The sequence below is a fragment of the uncultured Marinobacter sp. genome, from assembly GCF_947488835.1.
GTDB lineage: Bacteria > Pseudomonadota > Gammaproteobacteria > Pseudomonadales > Oleiphilaceae > Marinobacter.
Map to the genome: position 1 here is coordinate 65,794 of NZ_CANLBK010000001.1, position 15,989 is coordinate 81,782.

The 15,989-nt window shown below is 55.0% G+C and carries 11 protein-coding genes; 5 read left to right on the plus strand and 6 right to left on the minus strand.

Going from position 1 to position 15,989, the window contains the following annotated elements:
• Positions 1 to 5: 5 nt before the first annotated feature.
• A complete protein-coding gene (locus Q0824_RS00315) occupies positions 6 to 2,036 on the plus strand; it encodes a methyl-accepting chemotaxis protein (protein WP_298446794.1) in 2,031 nt (676 codons plus the stop codon).
• 161 nt (positions 2,037 to 2,197) lie between these two features.
• Here the strand turns inward: Q0824_RS00315 and Q0824_RS00320 are convergent, their stop codons facing one another.
• Genes Q0824_RS00320 through Q0824_RS00330 form a run of 3 tightly spaced genes read right to left on the minus strand, consistent with a single transcriptional unit; the run spans position 2,198 to position 6,655 of the window.
• Positions 2,198 to 2,755, minus strand: a complete 558-nt coding sequence (locus tag Q0824_RS00320; protein ID WP_298446795.1) for a cob(I)yrinic acid a,c-diamide adenosyltransferase — start codon at positions 2,753 to 2,755, stop codon at positions 2,198 to 2,200.
• 22 nt (positions 2,756 to 2,777) lie between these two features.
• Positions 2,778 to 3,800 carry a 2-dehydropantoate 2-reductase gene (locus Q0824_RS00325; protein ID WP_298446796.1) on the minus strand — a complete coding sequence of 341 codons (1,023 nt, stop codon included), beginning with the start codon at positions 3,798 to 3,800 and terminating at the stop codon, positions 2,778 to 2,780.
• 2 nt (positions 3,801 to 3,802) lie between these two features.
• A complete protein-coding gene (locus tag Q0824_RS00330) occupies positions 3,803 to 6,655 on the minus strand; it encodes a valine--tRNA ligase (RefSeq protein ID WP_298446797.1) in 2,853 nt (950 codons plus the stop codon).
• A 283-nt stretch (positions 6,656 to 6,938) separates the two neighbouring features.
• Between Q0824_RS00330 and Q0824_RS00335 the strand changes: the two genes are divergently transcribed.
• Positions 6,939 to 8,150 (plus strand): pilin, encoded by a 1,212-nt coding sequence (locus Q0824_RS00335; RefSeq protein ID WP_298446798.1) that lies wholly within the window; start codon positions 6,939 to 6,941, stop codon positions 8,148 to 8,150.
• A gap of 63 nt (positions 8,151 to 8,213) precedes the next feature.
• On the opposite strand, the gene Q0824_RS00340 is transcribed toward Q0824_RS00335, so the two are convergent.
• Together Q0824_RS00340 and Q0824_RS00345 are read right to left on the minus strand one after the other, a co-directional pair.
• Positions 8,214 to 8,732, minus strand: coding sequence for a DNA polymerase III subunit chi (locus tag Q0824_RS00340; RefSeq protein WP_298446799.1), 519 nt, complete (start codon positions 8,730 to 8,732; stop codon positions 8,214 to 8,216).
• A 9-nt stretch (positions 8,733 to 8,741) separates the two neighbouring features.
• Complete coding sequence (locus Q0824_RS00345) at positions 8,742 to 10,235, minus strand: leucyl aminopeptidase (protein ID WP_298446800.1); 1,494 nt, start codon at positions 10,233 to 10,235, stop codon at positions 8,742 to 8,744.
• 200 nt (positions 10,236 to 10,435) lie between these two features.
• On the opposite strand from Q0824_RS00345, the gene lptF reads away from it, so the two are divergent.
• On the plus strand, positions 10,436 to 11,539 hold the full coding sequence (gene lptF, locus Q0824_RS00350) for an LPS export ABC transporter permease LptF (RefSeq protein WP_298446801.1): 1,104 nt from the start codon (positions 10,436 to 10,438) through the stop codon (positions 11,537 to 11,539).
• Positions 11,532 to 12,593, plus strand: a complete 1,062-nt coding sequence (lptG, locus tag Q0824_RS00355) for an LPS export ABC transporter permease LptG (RefSeq protein WP_298446802.1) — start codon at positions 11,532 to 11,534, stop codon at positions 12,591 to 12,593. The genes lptF and lptG overlap by 8 nt, the downstream gene beginning before the upstream one ends.
• 17 nt (positions 12,594 to 12,610) lie before the next feature.
• On the opposite strand, the gene Q0824_RS00360 is transcribed toward lptG, so the two are convergent.
• Positions 12,611 to 13,150: an RDD family protein gene (locus Q0824_RS00360; protein ID WP_298446803.1), complete on the minus strand. Its 540-nt coding sequence runs from the start codon at positions 13,148 to 13,150 to the stop codon at positions 12,611 to 12,613.
• Positions 13,151 to 13,291: 141 nt separating this feature from the next.
• Here Q0824_RS00360 and alaS point away from each other — a divergent pair, with 141 nt between their 5' ends.
• Positions 13,292 to 15,922, plus strand: a complete 2,631-nt coding sequence (alaS, locus tag Q0824_RS00365) for an alanine--tRNA ligase (protein WP_298446804.1) — start codon at positions 13,292 to 13,294, stop codon at positions 15,920 to 15,922.
• Positions 15,923 to 15,989 lie beyond the last annotated feature (67 nt).

A 15,989-nucleotide genomic window follows, 5' to 3' on the forward strand; every position in this document is an offset into this window, starting at 1 on the left:
TCGATGTGAAGCAACTCATTAATCCCGCAGTAGCACTGATGAACCGGCTGCCGATGCTGTATAAATTCAGCCTTATCAGCATCTTGTTCCTCTTACCGATTGGTGGGTTATCCTGGCTTGTCATGACGGAACTCAACCGCTCAGTTGCAACCACAACGCGGGGCGTTGAAGGCCTTGAGCAGCTTCGCCAGATTGACCGACTTGTTGACGCAGCTATTGATTATCGGGACTACCGTGCGCCTGGAGTCGCCAAGGATGAAGGCAGTCTAAAGGCTCTCTCCGACCAGACTGCCAGCGAAATAAATTCCATTCTTGATGCCCTGACTGCAGAGCCACGTTCCTTTGATACGTCTGGAGCCTGGGCCGAGCAAGTGGAGGCGCTCAAAGCGGAGTGGCAGAGCATTCGTGGGGATGATAACTATCAGACCAACTTTGACCCCCAGTTTAAATATTTTCAGGAATTTGTTCAGAAAGCGTTGGCCCTGATTCCTGCCACTATAGAGACGTCGGGGTTGGGCCAAGGTGCCTCAAGGGAAAACCTGCTTATTCTCGGCCTGATCCGTGAAACCCTTCCCGATGCCCGCAGCGAACTAGGTCGGGCGCGCTCCTATGGTTTGTTCGCGCTTGTTGATGGCCAGCTAGGTTACGCCCTCAGCGAAAACCTGAATGAAATCTATGATGCTTTGACTAACCGTAGTTCACTGCTTTCGCCAGCCTTGACCCTCGCGGCAGATGCGTCTCCAACCCTTGCGGCTTTGGCGGGAACAGCATTGAATCGCGTTGATGAGAGTCTTTTGAACGCCCGTGAATTGCTTGAGGTGAATGTCATTGCGCCAATGCGGCTGGAGATGGCTTGGGCGGAATACGATTCCCGGATTTCTGCAGAGTTGGAAGGCTATGTTGAGCTGAAGGAGGCTGCGTTTGATGTGGTGGCCGCCAACTTGGGAGCCAGGCTGGAGCAGGAGGTAAGTCAGCGCCGTCTCATTGTAGTGGCACTGATTGTTGTGCTGCTGTTTGTTGTGTACCTCTATGTCGGCTTCTTTATGTCTGTCCGTACTGCGATAAACCGCTTCAGCGAAGCGGCGCGCAAGGTTGCTGCTGGTGATATGACGACCCGGATTTCCCTGGATAATCGCGATGAACTTGGCGAGTTGACCGGTGAGTTCAACAATATGACGGATCGCATAGCCGAATTGATTCGCTCTGTTGGCCAGACAACGCACGAGGTCGATCAGCAGGCTGCTCGCGTGAAGGATACAGCGGCCGCCAACAGCGAAGCGGTAGCCCGGCAGATGGCCGAGAGCGGTCAGATCAATGAAGCCATGAGCCAGATGGTAGAGGCGGTGAGTGAAGTCACTGAAAGCGCCCACCGGGTTGCTGACAGCGCCACCGCCGCAGAGCAAGATACGGAAACCGGCCGCGGCGTTGTTTCCGATACCGTTGAAACCATCAATCGCCTGGCAACGGAGATTTCCAGTGCGGTGGACGTGATCAACCGGGTAAGCGAGGACAGCAATAACATCAGCCAGGTTTTGGTGGAAATCAAAGCCATTGCTGAGCAGACCAACCTGTTGGCCTTGAACGCTGCCATCGAGGCAGCACGTGCCGGCGAGCAAGGGCGTGGGTTTGCGGTGGTTGCAGATGAGGTTCGCTCTCTGTCCCAGCGCACGCATAAGTCCACTGAAGAAATTGAAGGCATGATTTCACGGCTTCAAAGTGGAGTAAAAGATGCCGTAGCGGCCATGACCAATAGCCGTGATGTTACTCAGACAACCGTTCAGAAGTCGGGAGAGGTTACTGAGGCGTTGAGCAGAATTGCCAAGGGTATTTCGGTGATTGTGGACATGAGCCACCAGATTGCCCAGGCAGCTGAAGAGCAGTCGGCGGTGTCCAAAGACGTGAACTCCAGCGTTGCTCACATTGGCGAACTGGGTGAATCGACTGCTGCGAACGCTGAAGAGACTCTGGCTTCTTCCCAGGAGATGTCCGATTTGACGGCTTCTTTGCAGAGGCTTGTTGAGGCGTTTAAGGTTTAGTTTTTAAGACGGCCAGGTGTGGCGCGAAGGCTCCGGAAACACGCTGTTAATACGTCCGTGTACGCTTGGCTCCGCCATCCCTGGCTCCGCACAGTTTCCGGAGCCTTCGCGCCACACCTGGCCTGGTTATGGTGAACGCGACGTTACGCTCAGCGCGATTGTTACATCCCCGACTTCTTCTGATCCCACAGAATCTCTTCAGCGCCTTCCCTGCGCGCCAACACCCTTGAAGCTACAAACAACAGATCGGACAAACGGTTCAGGTATTGGCGCCCCAGTGGATTGATGGAATCCTCGTGACTGAGGGCTACCACTACACGCTCTGCTCTGCGACAAACGGCGCGGGCCAAGTGGCACTGAGCAGCAGCCGGGCTTCCGCCTGGGAGGATGAAGTTCTTTAGCGGAGGCAAAGGCTCGTTCATTTCATCCAGCAGATTCTCCAGCCAGCTGATGTGATCGTCTGTAATTGCCGTGCTACCCGGAATCGCAAATTCACCACCCAGATCAAACAGGTGATGCTGAATGCGGCGCATGGATTCCAGCATGTCATCGTCGCTGTCCAAAGTTTCGATCAGCAGGCCAATATGGCAGTTCAACTCATCGGCCATGCCCATCGCCTCAACACGCTGAGCGTTTTTGGCAATACGGTTGCCATCGGCCAGGCCAGTAGTGCCATCGTCACCAGTGCGGGTGTAGATCTTTGAAAGGCGGTTGCCCATAAGGTTACTCCTGATTGTTGAGTTATAGACCTTGTACTCGTTCGGTCAGCATTTGGTTTACCGGCGTGGCAATACCATGGCGCTTTCCACGCTGAACAAGGTAGCCATTGATAAAATCGATCTCGGTTTTACGGCCAGCTATAACATCCGCCCGCATGGACGAAGTATTGCTGGCGGTATTCCTCGCCACGGTTTCGATTCGTTCCCGAAGAACCCCCGGCGCAATCGCCTCTGAGGTTTCAGCTTCCAGCAAAACCGAAATCTCCGAGCAAAGCCCGTCAATGTTCTGCTGGTAAAGAGGTGAATTCAGAATATCGCCGTTGGGGCAGTCGAGCAGGGCCGTAAACGGATTGATCCCTGCGTTAACCACCAGTTTCTGCCAAAGCCGCTGCAGAATGTTTTCCTCCACATGAATCCGCAAGCCGGTTTCAGCCAACCGTTGAACAACACTCTCGGTATGATTAACGGCAGTAGCCGTAAGTGCGCCCACCCAAGTGTCACCGGCTCCGGCATGAACCAGAATATCCGGGGAAGGGCGGTTAGCCCCTTCGGTAGTGCTGGCCGCCAAAATCGGCCGCTCCGGCCAGCGTGCGGCCACTGCCTGCTGGCTACCCAGACCGTTCTGAAATAAAACAACGGGTGTAGCAACCGGAATGCGAGGCAGCCAAGTATCTAAAGCCGCGAGGGTATCTCCGGCTTTTGTTGTTACCAGCAGAAGAGTTAGATGCTCAACTGACTGAAGCCACGGAAGGCTTACGTTAGTGCGGGCTTCACCAAAGTCCGGCGAAGCCGTCAGGGCGCCCCTCCCGAAACCTTGTGGAGCCATGGATGGCGGAACAGAGCGTACAAGGACGTATTCACAGCGTGTTTCGGGAGGGGCGCCCTGACGGCTGACGCTACTCCCAAGTTGAGAAGCGTGCTCAGGCCGAGGCAAGAAACCACAAAGAGCAGAAGGCAAAAGGGCGGCCCAAAGCCGCCCCAAAGAACCCGCTCCAAGAATGGCAATCACCCCGCCACCCCCGGAACGCTCACCCGCAGATACCATACCTACATGGCCTCAATATCTACACGCTGCTGCTGCAACCGGTTCAAATTACCCTGAACCTCAGCCAGCTTCTCCTGCTCCTTGGCCACCACTTCCGCAGGTGCCTTCGCAGTAAATTTCTCATTGTTCAGCTTTCCTTCCAGGCGCCCGATCTCCTTCAGCAAACGCTCAAGCTCCTTATCCAGACGCTTCAACTCCGCATCCTTATCGATCAGCCCCGCCATAGGCACCAACACTTCCATGTCGCCAACCAACTGGGTGGCACTCATGGGCGCATTATCACCCTCAAACCACTCCAGGCTCTCAAGCTTGGCCAGAGAACTCAGGAACTGACGGTTCTCATTCATCCGGCGCTGACCTTCCGCACTGTTACCACGGAACAGAACCGGAATCTTCTTCGCCGGAGAAATGTTCATCTCGCCGCGAATATTACGCACCGCCACAATCACACCCTTCAGCCATTCGATATCTTCAACGGCTTTAGCATCGTGCTTGCTGGCATCCATTTGAGGGAACGGCTGCAGCATAATGCTGTCACCGGACTTCCCGGCCAGTGGAGCAATGCGCTGCCAGATTTCCTCGGTGATATACGGCATGATCGGGTGCGCCAGGCGCAGAACCGTTTCCAGCACGCGAACCAGAGTGCGGCGTGTGCCGCGCTTCGCCTCAACACTGCCGCTGTCGTCGCTCAGGCAAGGCTTGGAAAGCTCCAGATACCAGTCGCAATACTCATTCCAAATAAACTCATACAGTGCGTGAGAGGCCAGATCGAAACGGTACTGATCTAAATGGCGGGTTACATCCTGCTCGCACTGCTGCAGTGCGCTGATAATCCAGCGATCGGCCAGAGACAGCTCTACCGGCTCGCCATTCACACCGCAGTCTTCGCCTTCCACGTTCATCAGCACATAACGGGCAGCGTTCCACAGCTTGTTGCAGAAGTTGCGGTAACCTTCCAGGCGTTTCATATCCCAGTTGATGTCACGACCGGTAGTGGCCATGGCTGCCAGAGTGAAGCGCAGCGCATCGGTACCGTGGGCAGAAATTCCTTCCGGAAATTCCTTTTCGGTCTGCTTGGCAATCTTCTTCGCCAGTTTGGGCTGCATCATGTTGCCGGTGCGCTTCTCAAGCAGCGGGGCCAGATCAATGCCATCAATCATATCCAGCGGGTCAATTACGTTGCCCTTGGATTTGGACATCTTGTCGCCGTGCTCGTCGCGGATCAGACCGGTCACATACACCGTTTTGAACGGAACCTGAGGCGTGCCGTCTTCATTTTTCATGAAGTGCATGGTCATCATGATCATCCGGGCAACCCAAAAGAAAATGATGTCAAAACCGGTCACCAGAACATCCGTCGGGTGGAAGGTTTTCAGGCGCTCGGTAATTTCCGGCCAGCCCAGAGTGCCGAACGTCCACAGAGCAGAGCTGAACCAGGTATCCAGTACGTCATCATCCTGCTTCAAGGCGAAGTTGGCTGCCAGGTTGTGCTTCTCGCGGACTTCCTCTTCACTGCGACCTACATAAATATTGCCGTCGGCGTCGTACCAGGCAGGGATGCGGTGGCCCCACCAAAGCTGGCGGGAGATACACCAATCCTGAATGTCCCGCATCCAGGAGAAGTACATGTTTTCGTACTGCTTGGGCACAAACTGAATGCGGCCGTCTTCGACTGCTTCAATGGCCGGCTCGGCCAATTTTTTCGCATCGGCAAACCACTGATCGGTCAGCATCGGCTCGATAATCAGGCCGGAGCGGTCGCCACGGGGTACGCTCAGTACGTGATCTTCCACTTGCTGAACCAGGCCGGCGGCTTCCATGTCGGCCACTATCTGCTTGCGGGCGTCTTCCCGGGTCAGTCCGGCGTACGCTGCGGGCAGGCTGGCATCCAGCTCAGTGTTTTCTGTGCCGTCGCTGTTGAAGACTTCGGCCTGCTCACGGATGTTCGCATCCTGAGTCAGCACGTTCATCATCGGCAGGTTGTTACGTTTGCCTACGGCATAGTCGTTAAAGTCGTGGGCCGGGGTAATCTTCACGCAGCCGGAACCTTTCTCGGGATCGGCGTGGTGGTCGGCAATCACCGGTATGCGACGGTTCACCAGCGGCAGCATCACGAACTTGCCAATCAGGTGCTGGTAACGCTCGTCATCCGGGTGAACGGCGACAGCGGTATCGCCCAGCATGGTTTCCGGGCGGGTAGTGGCCACAACCAGATAGTCTTTACCATCTTGTGTGGTAGCGCCGTCAGCCAATGGATAACGCAGGTGCCAGAAAAAGCCTTTTTCTTCCTTGTTCTCTACTTCCAGGTCGGAAATGGCGGTGTGCAGCTTCGGATCCCAGTTCACCAGGCGCTTACCACGGTATACCAGTCCGTCCTCGTACAGACGGATAAACACTTCCTGTACGGCTTTGTAAAAACCATCGTCCATGGTGAAGCGTTCGGTATCCCAATCAACGGAGTTACCTAACCGGCGCATCTGACCAGTAATAGTGCCGCCAGATTCTTCCTTCCAGTCCCAGATACGCTTGATGAACTCGTCGCGGCCCAAGTCATGGCGGGTTTTGCCTTCTTCGGCCGCCAGTTTGCGCTCAACCACCATTTGAGTGGCGATACCAGCATGGTCACTGCCAACCTGCCATAAGGTGTTGTGGCCCTGCATGCGCTTATAGCGGGTGAGGGTGTCCATGATGGTGTGCTGGAAGGCGTGGCCCATGTGCAGGCTGCCGGTCACATTGGGTGGCGGGATGGCAATGCTGTAGGACTCACCCTCGCCGCTGGGGCGGAAGTAGCCTTTGGATTCCCAGTTTTCGTACCACTGGCGCTCAATGTTTTCTGGCTGGTAGGTTTTTTCCATGGGTTTTTCTGGCGACCGTTTGATTGATTCACAAGGGGAAATTGAAACGCTGGATTATACATGGTCGCTTGCCTTCGAGCCATGGAGGTCGGCTTCGGCAGGCCGTGTCCCACCTTCGGGTATGTGAAATCGACATGTAGTCGTGGAAGATGTTCGCTGTTTTTCTCTATAATCGCCGGCTTTGCTGCGTGGGTGCGCCGCAATAAACCTCAGTCATGGTTGGCTCAGGTCTTGTGCCGTGCACTCGCCGGTCACTTTGAAAGCATCTTAACGAGGGAATACCATGGATTTGGTTTACAAGAACGAGAAACCGTTGCTCAGGATAGCGGTCGTGTTTTCAGCGATTATCTGGCTTGCGTTGTTTGTCGGGACGTTCGGGATTTTGTTGTTGTACTTGCTTTTGGGCTATGTGTTTTTTCTGTTTGCGCATTCGGCATTTATCTCCCACCTGAAAGGCTCGGGTGTGCGCATCAGCCAGGATCAGTATCCAGATCTCTATGAACGGCTTGTTCGTTGTTCTGAAAAAGTCGGCGTCACAGAGTTACCTGAGGCATATCTGCTTCGCACCGATTTCTTTAACGCACTGGCTACCAAGTTTCTCGGCCGTCACTTTGTGGTGTTGTTTACCGATGTGATTGATGCCCTGGAAGATCAGCCGGGTGCGGTCGACTTCTACATTGGCCATGAACTTGGCCACATACACCGCAAACATCTTTCCTGGCGCGCGTTTGTCATGCCCGGCTCGCTGTTGCCTGTGGTTGGTCCGGCTTTGCGTCGTGCAGAAGAGTACACCTGTGATCGCTACGGCGTTGCCTGTTGCCAGTCTTCAGAGGATATCAAGGCCGCCATAGCAGCCATCGCTGCAGGGGATACCCGCTGGAAGACCATCAATGTGGATGCATACCTCAGTCAGATTCAGGCAACCAGTGGGTTCTGGATGTCGTTCAACGAGCTAACCGGCGACTATCCGTGGCTGACAAAACGCATGGCGACCGCTTTGGCGCTGGCACAAGGCAGGGAGGTGAAGCATCCTCGCCGCAGTATCGGGGCCTGGGTGCTATCGATGTTTGTGCCCCGGTTGGGTGGTGGTGCTGGCGGAGCTGCATCCCTGTTGGTAACTATCGCGATTATCGGTGTGCTGGCTGCGGTGGCAATTCCTGCTTACCAGCAGTACGTCGAAAGCGCACGTTATTCGGCTGCATACTCCATGGCTCAGGAGGTCCAGGCTCGAGTCACCTCCTACGCCACTGAGAACCAGGCTTGGCCGGTAACTATGCAAGAGCTGGGCTACCCGGAGCTGACATTGGAGAATGACGTCCAGAACTATACGATCGATGTATATGAAGACGGCATGATCGGGGTCGAAATGGGCGTGGACCGTTCGGGAGAGTCCAAATATATCGTACTTGAACCTGCCGTCGATGAGGGCGAGATCAGTTGGATGTGTTACGGCCAGAATGTGAATGAAAAGCACTTGCCAGCGAATTGTCGTTAATTTCGTCGTATTCGCAAGCTGGAAGCTTTAATCCAGCGCTGTCCAGCAATGTATGATCAACGATCAGGATCCTGGTCGTTGATCATACACCTGAGCCTCGATACCCAAGGCGCGCAACTGCTTGAAATGTGAACGAGCCTGGTTGAGAACGGCGGGGTCGTTATGGGCCACTAAAGCGAGGCGTTTGAATTTTTCTGCGTTCGCGGGAAGGGTGTGGGAGAGAATGATTACGGTATCCCAGTCCTCCGCAATCGGCGGGCACAACAGTATGCCAACAGGCTCTGCGCAGGGTGTTGCGGCATCGGGTATGACGCTGTGCGGGATGAATGCGTCCGGGCTGAAGCTCCAGAGTAGTTCGTCCAGTTCCTCAGCTTGTTGCTGGGTGTCACACACAATGCACACCCTGTCACCCTGCTGCCAGGCCTTGCTTACAAGCTTGGTGGCGTGCAGGTTGCGGGCGGCGGGAGTGTCTTGCAGGAGAATGTGAAACCAGTAACGCTGGTTTTTATCTTCCTGTGCCGACCCGGGCCGAGAGTTGCCGGCAGCAAGGCTGCCGGGTTGTGAGGCTGAATTACTTTCCATTACTTGCCATTATTTTCCAGCGTGGGACATCAGGTAGTCGACCAGCAGGGGAACCGGTCGGCCGGAGGATCCCTTGGCTTTACCGGAATGCCATGCAGTTCCCGCGATGTCCAGATGAGCCCAGCGATACTCCTTGGTAAAGCGCGCCAGGAAGCAGGCTGCGGTTATGGTGCCTGCAGTGCGGCCCCCAATGTTGGCCATGTCTGCAAAGTTGCTGTCCAGCAGGCTCTGATACTCGTCCCAAATGGGCAGGCGCCAAGCTTTGTCGCTGGCACGTTCGCCCGCAGCCAGCAGTTCGTTGGCCAATTCGTCGTTGTTTGCCATCAGGCCTGTCGTTTCGTGGCCAAGGGCAACAATGCAGGCACCGGTCAGTGTGGCCAGGTCGATGACCACTTCCGGATCAAACTTCTTCACATAGGTGAGGGCATCGCACAATACCAGGCGGCCTTCAGCGTCTGTGTTGAGGATTTCAACCGTCTGGCCAGACATGGTGGTGACGATATCGCCAGGGCGAGTCGCGTTGCCATCCGGCATATTCTCAGCAGCTGCGATAACGGCAACCACGTTGATTTTTGGTTTGGTTTCCGCGAGTACCTGCATGGCTCCGAATACGGCAGCAGAGCCACCCATATCGTATTTCATTTCATCCATGCCAGCGCCCGGTTTAAGGCTTATGCCGCCGGTGTCGAAGGTAATGCCTTTGCCTACCAGGACATGAGGCTTGTCTTTCGCATTGCCGCCACGGTATTCCATGATGATCAAGCGGGGTGGTTGGGCGCTGCCCTGACCCACGGCCAGAAGGGAATTCATGCCGAGCTTTTTCATCTGCTTTTCATCAAGCACTTCGGTCTTGATGCAGTCGTGTTCAGCGGCCAGCGTTTTGGCTCGATCTGCCAGCCATGAGGGGTGGCAGATGTTCGGTGGCATATTGCCCAGATCGCGGGCCAGGTTCATGCCACGACCAGTAGCCAGGCCAAGGTTGAACGCTTCTTTTTGAGCTTTTCCAGCATCGGAAGAGGCGACCAGAACCTTGTTGAGCCTGCGCGCAGAAGGCTTCTCGCTTTTGAATTCGCTGAAGCTGTACAGTTGGTCTTCCAGGGTGCGGCCGATCAGGCTTAGTTTTGATTGTTCGGAGCTAAGGCTTTCATCGCCGGCCAGGGGGGTGTCGGTCAGGTTGATCAGCACGCTCTTTGATGGCCCATCTTTCAGCGCGCCCACCATGGCAGTCAATGCCTTTCGAAAATTTGCACCAGTGCGTTCAGTGTCTTTACCTGTGCCAACAACAAGCAGTCGATCCCATGGTTGGTCGCTAAGTGGAATCAGGCTTGTGTCCGTATTTTTACCATTGATGTCGCCGGCTTTCTGGAGTTTGGTAATCAGCCCGCCAAGTGCGCTGTCCGCCTCGGTAGTAGAGGCTGGCCAATCCCCTTGTTCTGGAAGGGCGACGACCAGGCAATCGGCTTTTGTGCTCGCAAGGGCAGTACTGTTAAGGCTGAAGTTCATGGAAACTCCTATAGTTATCCGGGGAACGCCGCAATGATGAGCGGCGAGAATGATTTGATCCTGTTCCCCCAAGCATTGGGGTTTGTAGGCGGATTATCAAGTTAGGAGGGCTACACTGTTATTCAGCCCCAAGGTTACATAGAATACCCGCAGTTTTCCCATTCCTCCATGTTCCGGTTTATACGGGCAGAGAAACCGTTTTGAGCATTATTTTCCGCTATCTCATACGTCAGGTTATGGTCAGCATGGTTGCCGTCTCGGGCATTCTTCTGCTGGTGTTTATGAGCGGCCGCTTTCTCAAATATTTGGCCGGTGCCGCTGAAGGCAAGATTGCCCCCGGCGTGTTGTTTGAAATTATGGCGTATCGCTTTCCCGGGTTTCTTGAGCTTATCCTTCCGTTAGGTCTGTTCATCGGCATACTGCTGGCCTATGGCCGTATGTATCTCGAAAGTGAAATGACCGTGCTGTCCGCTTGCGGTGTAAGCGACGGTCAGTTGTTGTCAAAAACCCTGGTGGGCAGCCTTGTCGTCATGTTGATTGTCGGAAGCATGAGTCTGATGGTTTCGCCTTGGGGTATGCAGCAGGTTGAAGAAATTTTTGCGGAGCAGGCGAAGGCAACCGAATTCGATCTGCTGGCGCCGGGGCGGTTCCAGAAGCTTTCGTCGGGTGGGCGAGTGACCTACACCGAGGCCCTTAGCGATGATAAGCGCCAGCTGCAAGGCGTGTTTATTGCTGAGTACGGTAAAGGCGGAACTGGTGTGAACGTCATCACCGCCGATTCCGGATCCCAATTGATTGATGAGGAAACCGGCAGTCGTTTCCTTATTCTCGAGAACGGTGCGCGTTTTGATGGGACGCCCGGGAAACTGGATTACCAGATTACAAGCTTTGAAGCCTACGGCCTGAAGATTCGCAGCGGCAGCAGCGGTGATGTGGATTTGGATGAGGGCGTCACTACCGGTCAGTTGATGAAGTCGAACGACCCCCGCGACCGGGCCTTGTTGCACTGGCGCTTTTCGTTGCCGCTGATTGTTCCGATAGTAACCCTGCTGGCGGTTCGGCTAAGCCGGGTTAATCCTCGACAAGGGCGCTTTTTCCATCTTCTGCCCGCCATGCTTGTATACGTTGCCTACCTTGGCTTGTTGATTGTTGCCCGAGATGCCATGGCGGACGGCAAGGTGCCTGAGTGGTTGGGCATGCTCTGGGTGCACGCGATCTTCCTTGCGCTTGGTCTCTGGCTGCACTTTGGCCCGGCTTGGCTTCACAGGAAAAAGGTGAAGCGGGAAGGAGTGGTCAATGCGTAAGATCGATCATTATGTGATGCGCAATGTAGGCGGAGCCATGCTCTTGGTGATGCTCGTAGTTCTGTCCCTCGACCTGATCTTCGCCTTCGTTGCCGAGCTGGACGACACCCGTAATAACTATCAGATTCTGGATGCCCTCTGGTTTGTAGTCCTTACCGTGCCGCGCCGGGTATACGACTACCTGCCTCTTGGAGCCTTTATGGGCTGTTTGATCGGGCTGGGTAGCATGGCCAGTTCTTCCGAGCTCACGGTGATTCGTGCGGCCGGGGTTTCTATCAAACGGGTTGTCTGGTCTGCAATGAAGCCTGCATTGGTGATCGTTCTGGCGGGTGTCCTTATTGGTGAGTACCTGGCGCCCCCGGCGGAGCGCGCTGCTCAAAGCCATAAAGCGGTTGCTCTCGGTGCGGGCCAGAGTGTGGCCGCAGCCCACGGGGTATGGCACCGGGAGGGTAATGTGTTCATGCACCTTAATGCGGTGCAGCCAAACGGTGTGTTGCACGGTGTTTCGTTGTTTCGTTTTGATGATCAGCGGCAACTGATAGCGGCCAGTTTCTCGGAGCGGGCAATTTATCAGGGCGACCACTGGCTGCTGGAGAACTCCACGACCACTCGCCTTGAGGGTGAATCCACCAAGCGGGTAGATCACAAGAGTCTGCGCTGGGATACGGGGCTGTCCCCAAGTGTGTTGAGCGTGCTGATCGTTAAGCCGGAAAACCTTTCTATGACAGGCTTGTATACCTACGCCAACTACCTTGGTGATCAGGAGCTAAATGGCTCTCCCTACTGGCTGGCCTTCTGGAAAAAGGCCCTGATGCCGCTGGGCACAGGGGTGATGGTGTTGGTGGCGATTTCCTTTATCTTTGGGCCGCTGCGCTCAGTGACTATGGGGTTCCGGGTGTTTACCGGGCTACTTGTGGGATTGTTATTCAAGTATATGCAGGACCTGCTGGGCCCCATGAGCCTGGTTTATGGGTTTAACCCGGTTCTGGCGGTGGTCGTGCCGATTGCAATCAGTGCGTTGTTTGGTGGCGTATTGATGCGCCGGGCAGGATAGCCGCCCGGCATTCTGGTTCAGCCTGCCTTGGCTTTATGGGGGATGCCGACAACCATGCTGTCTGAAAACCTGTCAGTTATGGACAGACCGTTTATAGGGTAGAACAGCGCGATCATCGCTGGAACGGACAGAAATAGAGTTGCCGAACCGAGGTAGTAGCCGGCCAGAAGAGCCAGAAAAAATACCGCCGCTGCGCTCACATACCTACGAAGAGCCTGACTCCAGCTCACCGAGGAGCCATCCAGATTCTCAATGCGGATACGCCAAACCTGCATGCCCAGTGTTTGCCCGATTCGTGTCCAGAAATACGCAAAGAACAGGTACATCACCAGAAACAATACGAATGTCAGGCCGGGGTCGCCGGATAGCTGCCCCGCTTCTGCCTTCTGCTCCATACTGTCCCAGCCGGTAATCCAGCCAGTTATCATGGTGTATATCCATGTGGTAACCAGAAGTACGGCAATGCTGATCAGGCCATCGTAAATAATGGCCAGTGATCGTTTGAGAAACGTCGCCGGGGGTAGTAATTCGTCAGCGGCGTGGAAGCGGCGGGGCATGGGCTCTCCTGTGATTTTTCACGTTTTTCCTGTACTCAGCGTGTGCTAGAGTAGCCGATTTGCACACGCATGTAAGTATTCGAATTCAATCGCGGATCCCGCCGCTTCCCGGTGGGATTTATGGAAAGGTATCAACGGGCTATGAAAACCGCAGAGTTGCGACAGGCATTTCTCGATTATTTTAAACAGCAAGGTCATTCCATTGTTTCAAGCAGCTCGCTGGTGCCGGCAGACGATCCGACACTGCTGTTTACCAATGCGGGAATGAACCAGTTCAAGGACGTATTTCTTGGCCGTGAGGAGCGCGACTACAATCGCGCGACCAGTTCCCAGAAATGCGTTCGTGCTGGCGGCAAGCATAATGATCTGGAGAACGTGGGTTACACAGCGCGCCACCATACGTTCTTCGAAATGCTGGGCAACTTCAGCTTTGGCGACTATTTCAAGCGCGAAGCCATCAACTATGCGTGGACCTTTCTGACCGGCGAACAGTGGCTGAAGCTGCCCGCTGAGAAGCTTTGGGTAACCGTCTACGCCGATGATGACGAAGCCTACGATATCTGGAATAAAGAAGTGGGCGTGCCAGCAGATCGTATTGTTCGCATTGGCGACAATGGCGGCGCACCCTATGCTTCAGATAACTTCTGGCAGATGGGCGATACCGGCCCTTGCGGCCCTTGTACCGAAATTTTCTATGACCACGGCCCGGACGTGGCGGGTGGTCCTCCCGGCAGCCCTGACGAAGATGGCGACCGCTACATCGAAATCTGGAACGTGGTCTTCATGCAGTACAACCGCACTGCAGATGGCGAGATGCTTAAGCTGCCGAAGCCTTCGGTAGATACCGGCATGGGCTTGGAGCGGGTTACCGCTGTGATGCAGGGCGTACACAGCAACTACGAAATTGACCTGTTCGATGATCTGCTGAATGCAGCGTCGGCCATACTGGGCGGTGCTGCAACAACGGAAGCCAGTCTGCGCGTAGTGGCCGATCATATCCGCTCTTGTGCATTCCTGATTTCCGACGGGGTTATGCCTTCAAATGAAGGTCGTGGTTTTGTGCTGCGCCGCATCATTCGTCGCGCAGCTCGCCACGGCAACAAACTTGGCGCTACCGGTCCGTTCTTTTACAAGTTAACCGGTGCATTGGTTGAGTTGATGGGCGAGGCGTTTCCGCAACTGGTCAGCAGCCGGAAACAGATAGAGAGAGTGCTGCTGCAGGAAGAAGAACAGTTTGTAAAAACTCTGGATAAAGGCCTGCGCCTGCTGGAGCAGGATATCGCCGACCTGAAAGGCGACATAATTCCCGGTCAGACGGTTTTCACACTGTACGACACCTACGGTTTTCCTGTGGACCTTACCAACGATATCGCCCGAGAGCGTGGCCTGACGTTGGATTATGAAGGCTACGAAAAAGCCATGGAAAGCCAGCGTGAACGGGCCAGAGCTGCCAGCAAATTTGGCATGGATTACAACGCAGCTGGCCTGGGTATTGACGGTAAAACCGAGTTCACCGGCCACGAGCACATTGATGGCCACGAGCGTATCCGTGCCGTCATCGTCAACGGCGAGCAGAAAGCAGCAGAAGCCGGCGATGAAGCAATTGTGGTGCTGGAGCGCACACCGTTTTACGCTGAATCTGGTGGCCAGGTAGGTGATACCGGGCTGCTGACCTGGAGCGGTGGCCGCTTCAAGGTAACCGATACGCGAAAAGACGGTGATAACCATCTGCATGTGGGCACCCTCATAGAGGGTGAGCTGTTCGAAGGCCTGGAAGTGGACGCCCGCATTGACCACGCACGCCGTGAGCGGGTTCGCCGGAATCACTCTGCCACGCACTTGCTGCATGCGGCATTGCGCAAAGTGTTGGGAGAGCATGTAGGCCAGAAGGGTTCTCTTGTGGATCCGGACAAGCTGCGCTTTGACTTCTCGCATTTCGAAGCGGTTACGCCTGAACAGTTGAAAGAAATTGAGCGCCAGGTAAACGAGCAGATTCTCAGCAACACCGCAGTACAGACCGACATTACAGATATGGAGCAGGCGCAAGCAAAAGGCGCCATGGCTTTGTTTGGTGAAAAGTACGGTGATGTGGTTCGGGTGCTGAGCATGGGTGCCGACAGCTACTCTGTAGAGCTTTGCGGTGGCACCCACGTAACTCGCACTGGCGACATTGGCCTGTTCCGTATTACATCCGAAAGCGGCATTTCTTCGGGTGTTCGTCGAATTGAAGCGGTGACCGGTTTTGGTGCCCTTGAGTGGGTTGACGATACCGAGCGTACGCTGCGTGAAGCAGCCCGACTGGTAAAAGGCAGCCGGGAAACAGTTATCGACAAGGTGCAACAGACCATTGACCGGAATCGGCAGCTTGAGAAAGATGTTGATGCCCTGAAGGCCAAGCTGGCCAGTTCCGCTGGCAGTGATTTGGCTGATTCTGCTGTAGACGTTGCTGGCCTGAAGGTTGTTGCTGCCGAGCTTGAGGGCGCAGACCGTCAAACGCTTATGGAAACTGCAGACCAGCTTAAAAACAAGCTGGGAGAGGGTGTGGTTGTTCTCGCGAGCGTAGAGGATGGAAAGGTAACCTTGGTGGCGGGTGTAACAAAGTCTGCAACTGGTCGCATCAAAGCGGGTGACTTGATGAAGCATCTGGCAGGGTTGGTTGACGGTAAAGGCGGCGGTCGCCCGGATATGGCCCAGGGCGGTGGTAACGACGCCTCGAAGCTTGCGGATGCCCTTGCCGGGGTGCCTGAGTGGGTTGGGAAAAATATCACCTGAGCAACTATTTTTCAGAAGCGATCGGGGTTTATAATTCCGGTCGCTTGTATATTGACGGGTAGGGTGC

Bases quoted from the DNA above. Each gene is read 5' to 3' on its own strand.
- lptG (WP_298446802.1), top strand. From the start codon at position 11,532: ATGCGTAAGATCGATCATTATGTGATGCGCAATGTAGGCGGAGCCATG.
- Q0824_RS00340 (WP_298446799.1), bottom strand. From the start codon at position 8,732: ATGGAAAGTAATTCAGCCTCACAACCCGGCAGCCTTGCTGCCGGCAAC.
- Q0824_RS00330 (WP_298446797.1), bottom strand. From the start codon at position 6,655: ATGGAAAAAACCTACCAGCCAGAAAACATTGAGCGCCAGTGGTACGAA.
- Q0824_RS00360 (WP_298446803.1), bottom strand. From the start codon at position 13,150: ATGCCCCGCCGCTTCCACGCCGCTGACGAATTACTACCCCCGGCGACG.
- Q0824_RS00345 (WP_298446800.1), bottom strand. From the start codon at position 10,235: ATGAACTTCAGCCTTAACAGTACTGCCCTTGCGAGCACAAAAGCCGAT.
- Q0824_RS00320 (WP_298446795.1), bottom strand. From the start codon at position 2,755: ATGGGCAACCGCCTTTCAAAGATCTACACCCGCACTGGTGACGATGGC.
- Q0824_RS00335 (WP_298446798.1), top strand. From the start codon at position 6,939: ATGGATTTGGTTTACAAGAACGAGAAACCGTTGCTCAGGATAGCGGTC.
- alaS (WP_298446804.1), top strand. From the start codon at position 13,292: ATGAAAACCGCAGAGTTGCGACAGGCATTTCTCGATTATTTTAAACAG.
- Q0824_RS00325 (WP_298446796.1), bottom strand. From the start codon at position 3,800: ATGGTATCTGCGGGTGAGCGTTCCGGGGGTGGCGGGGTGATTGCCATT.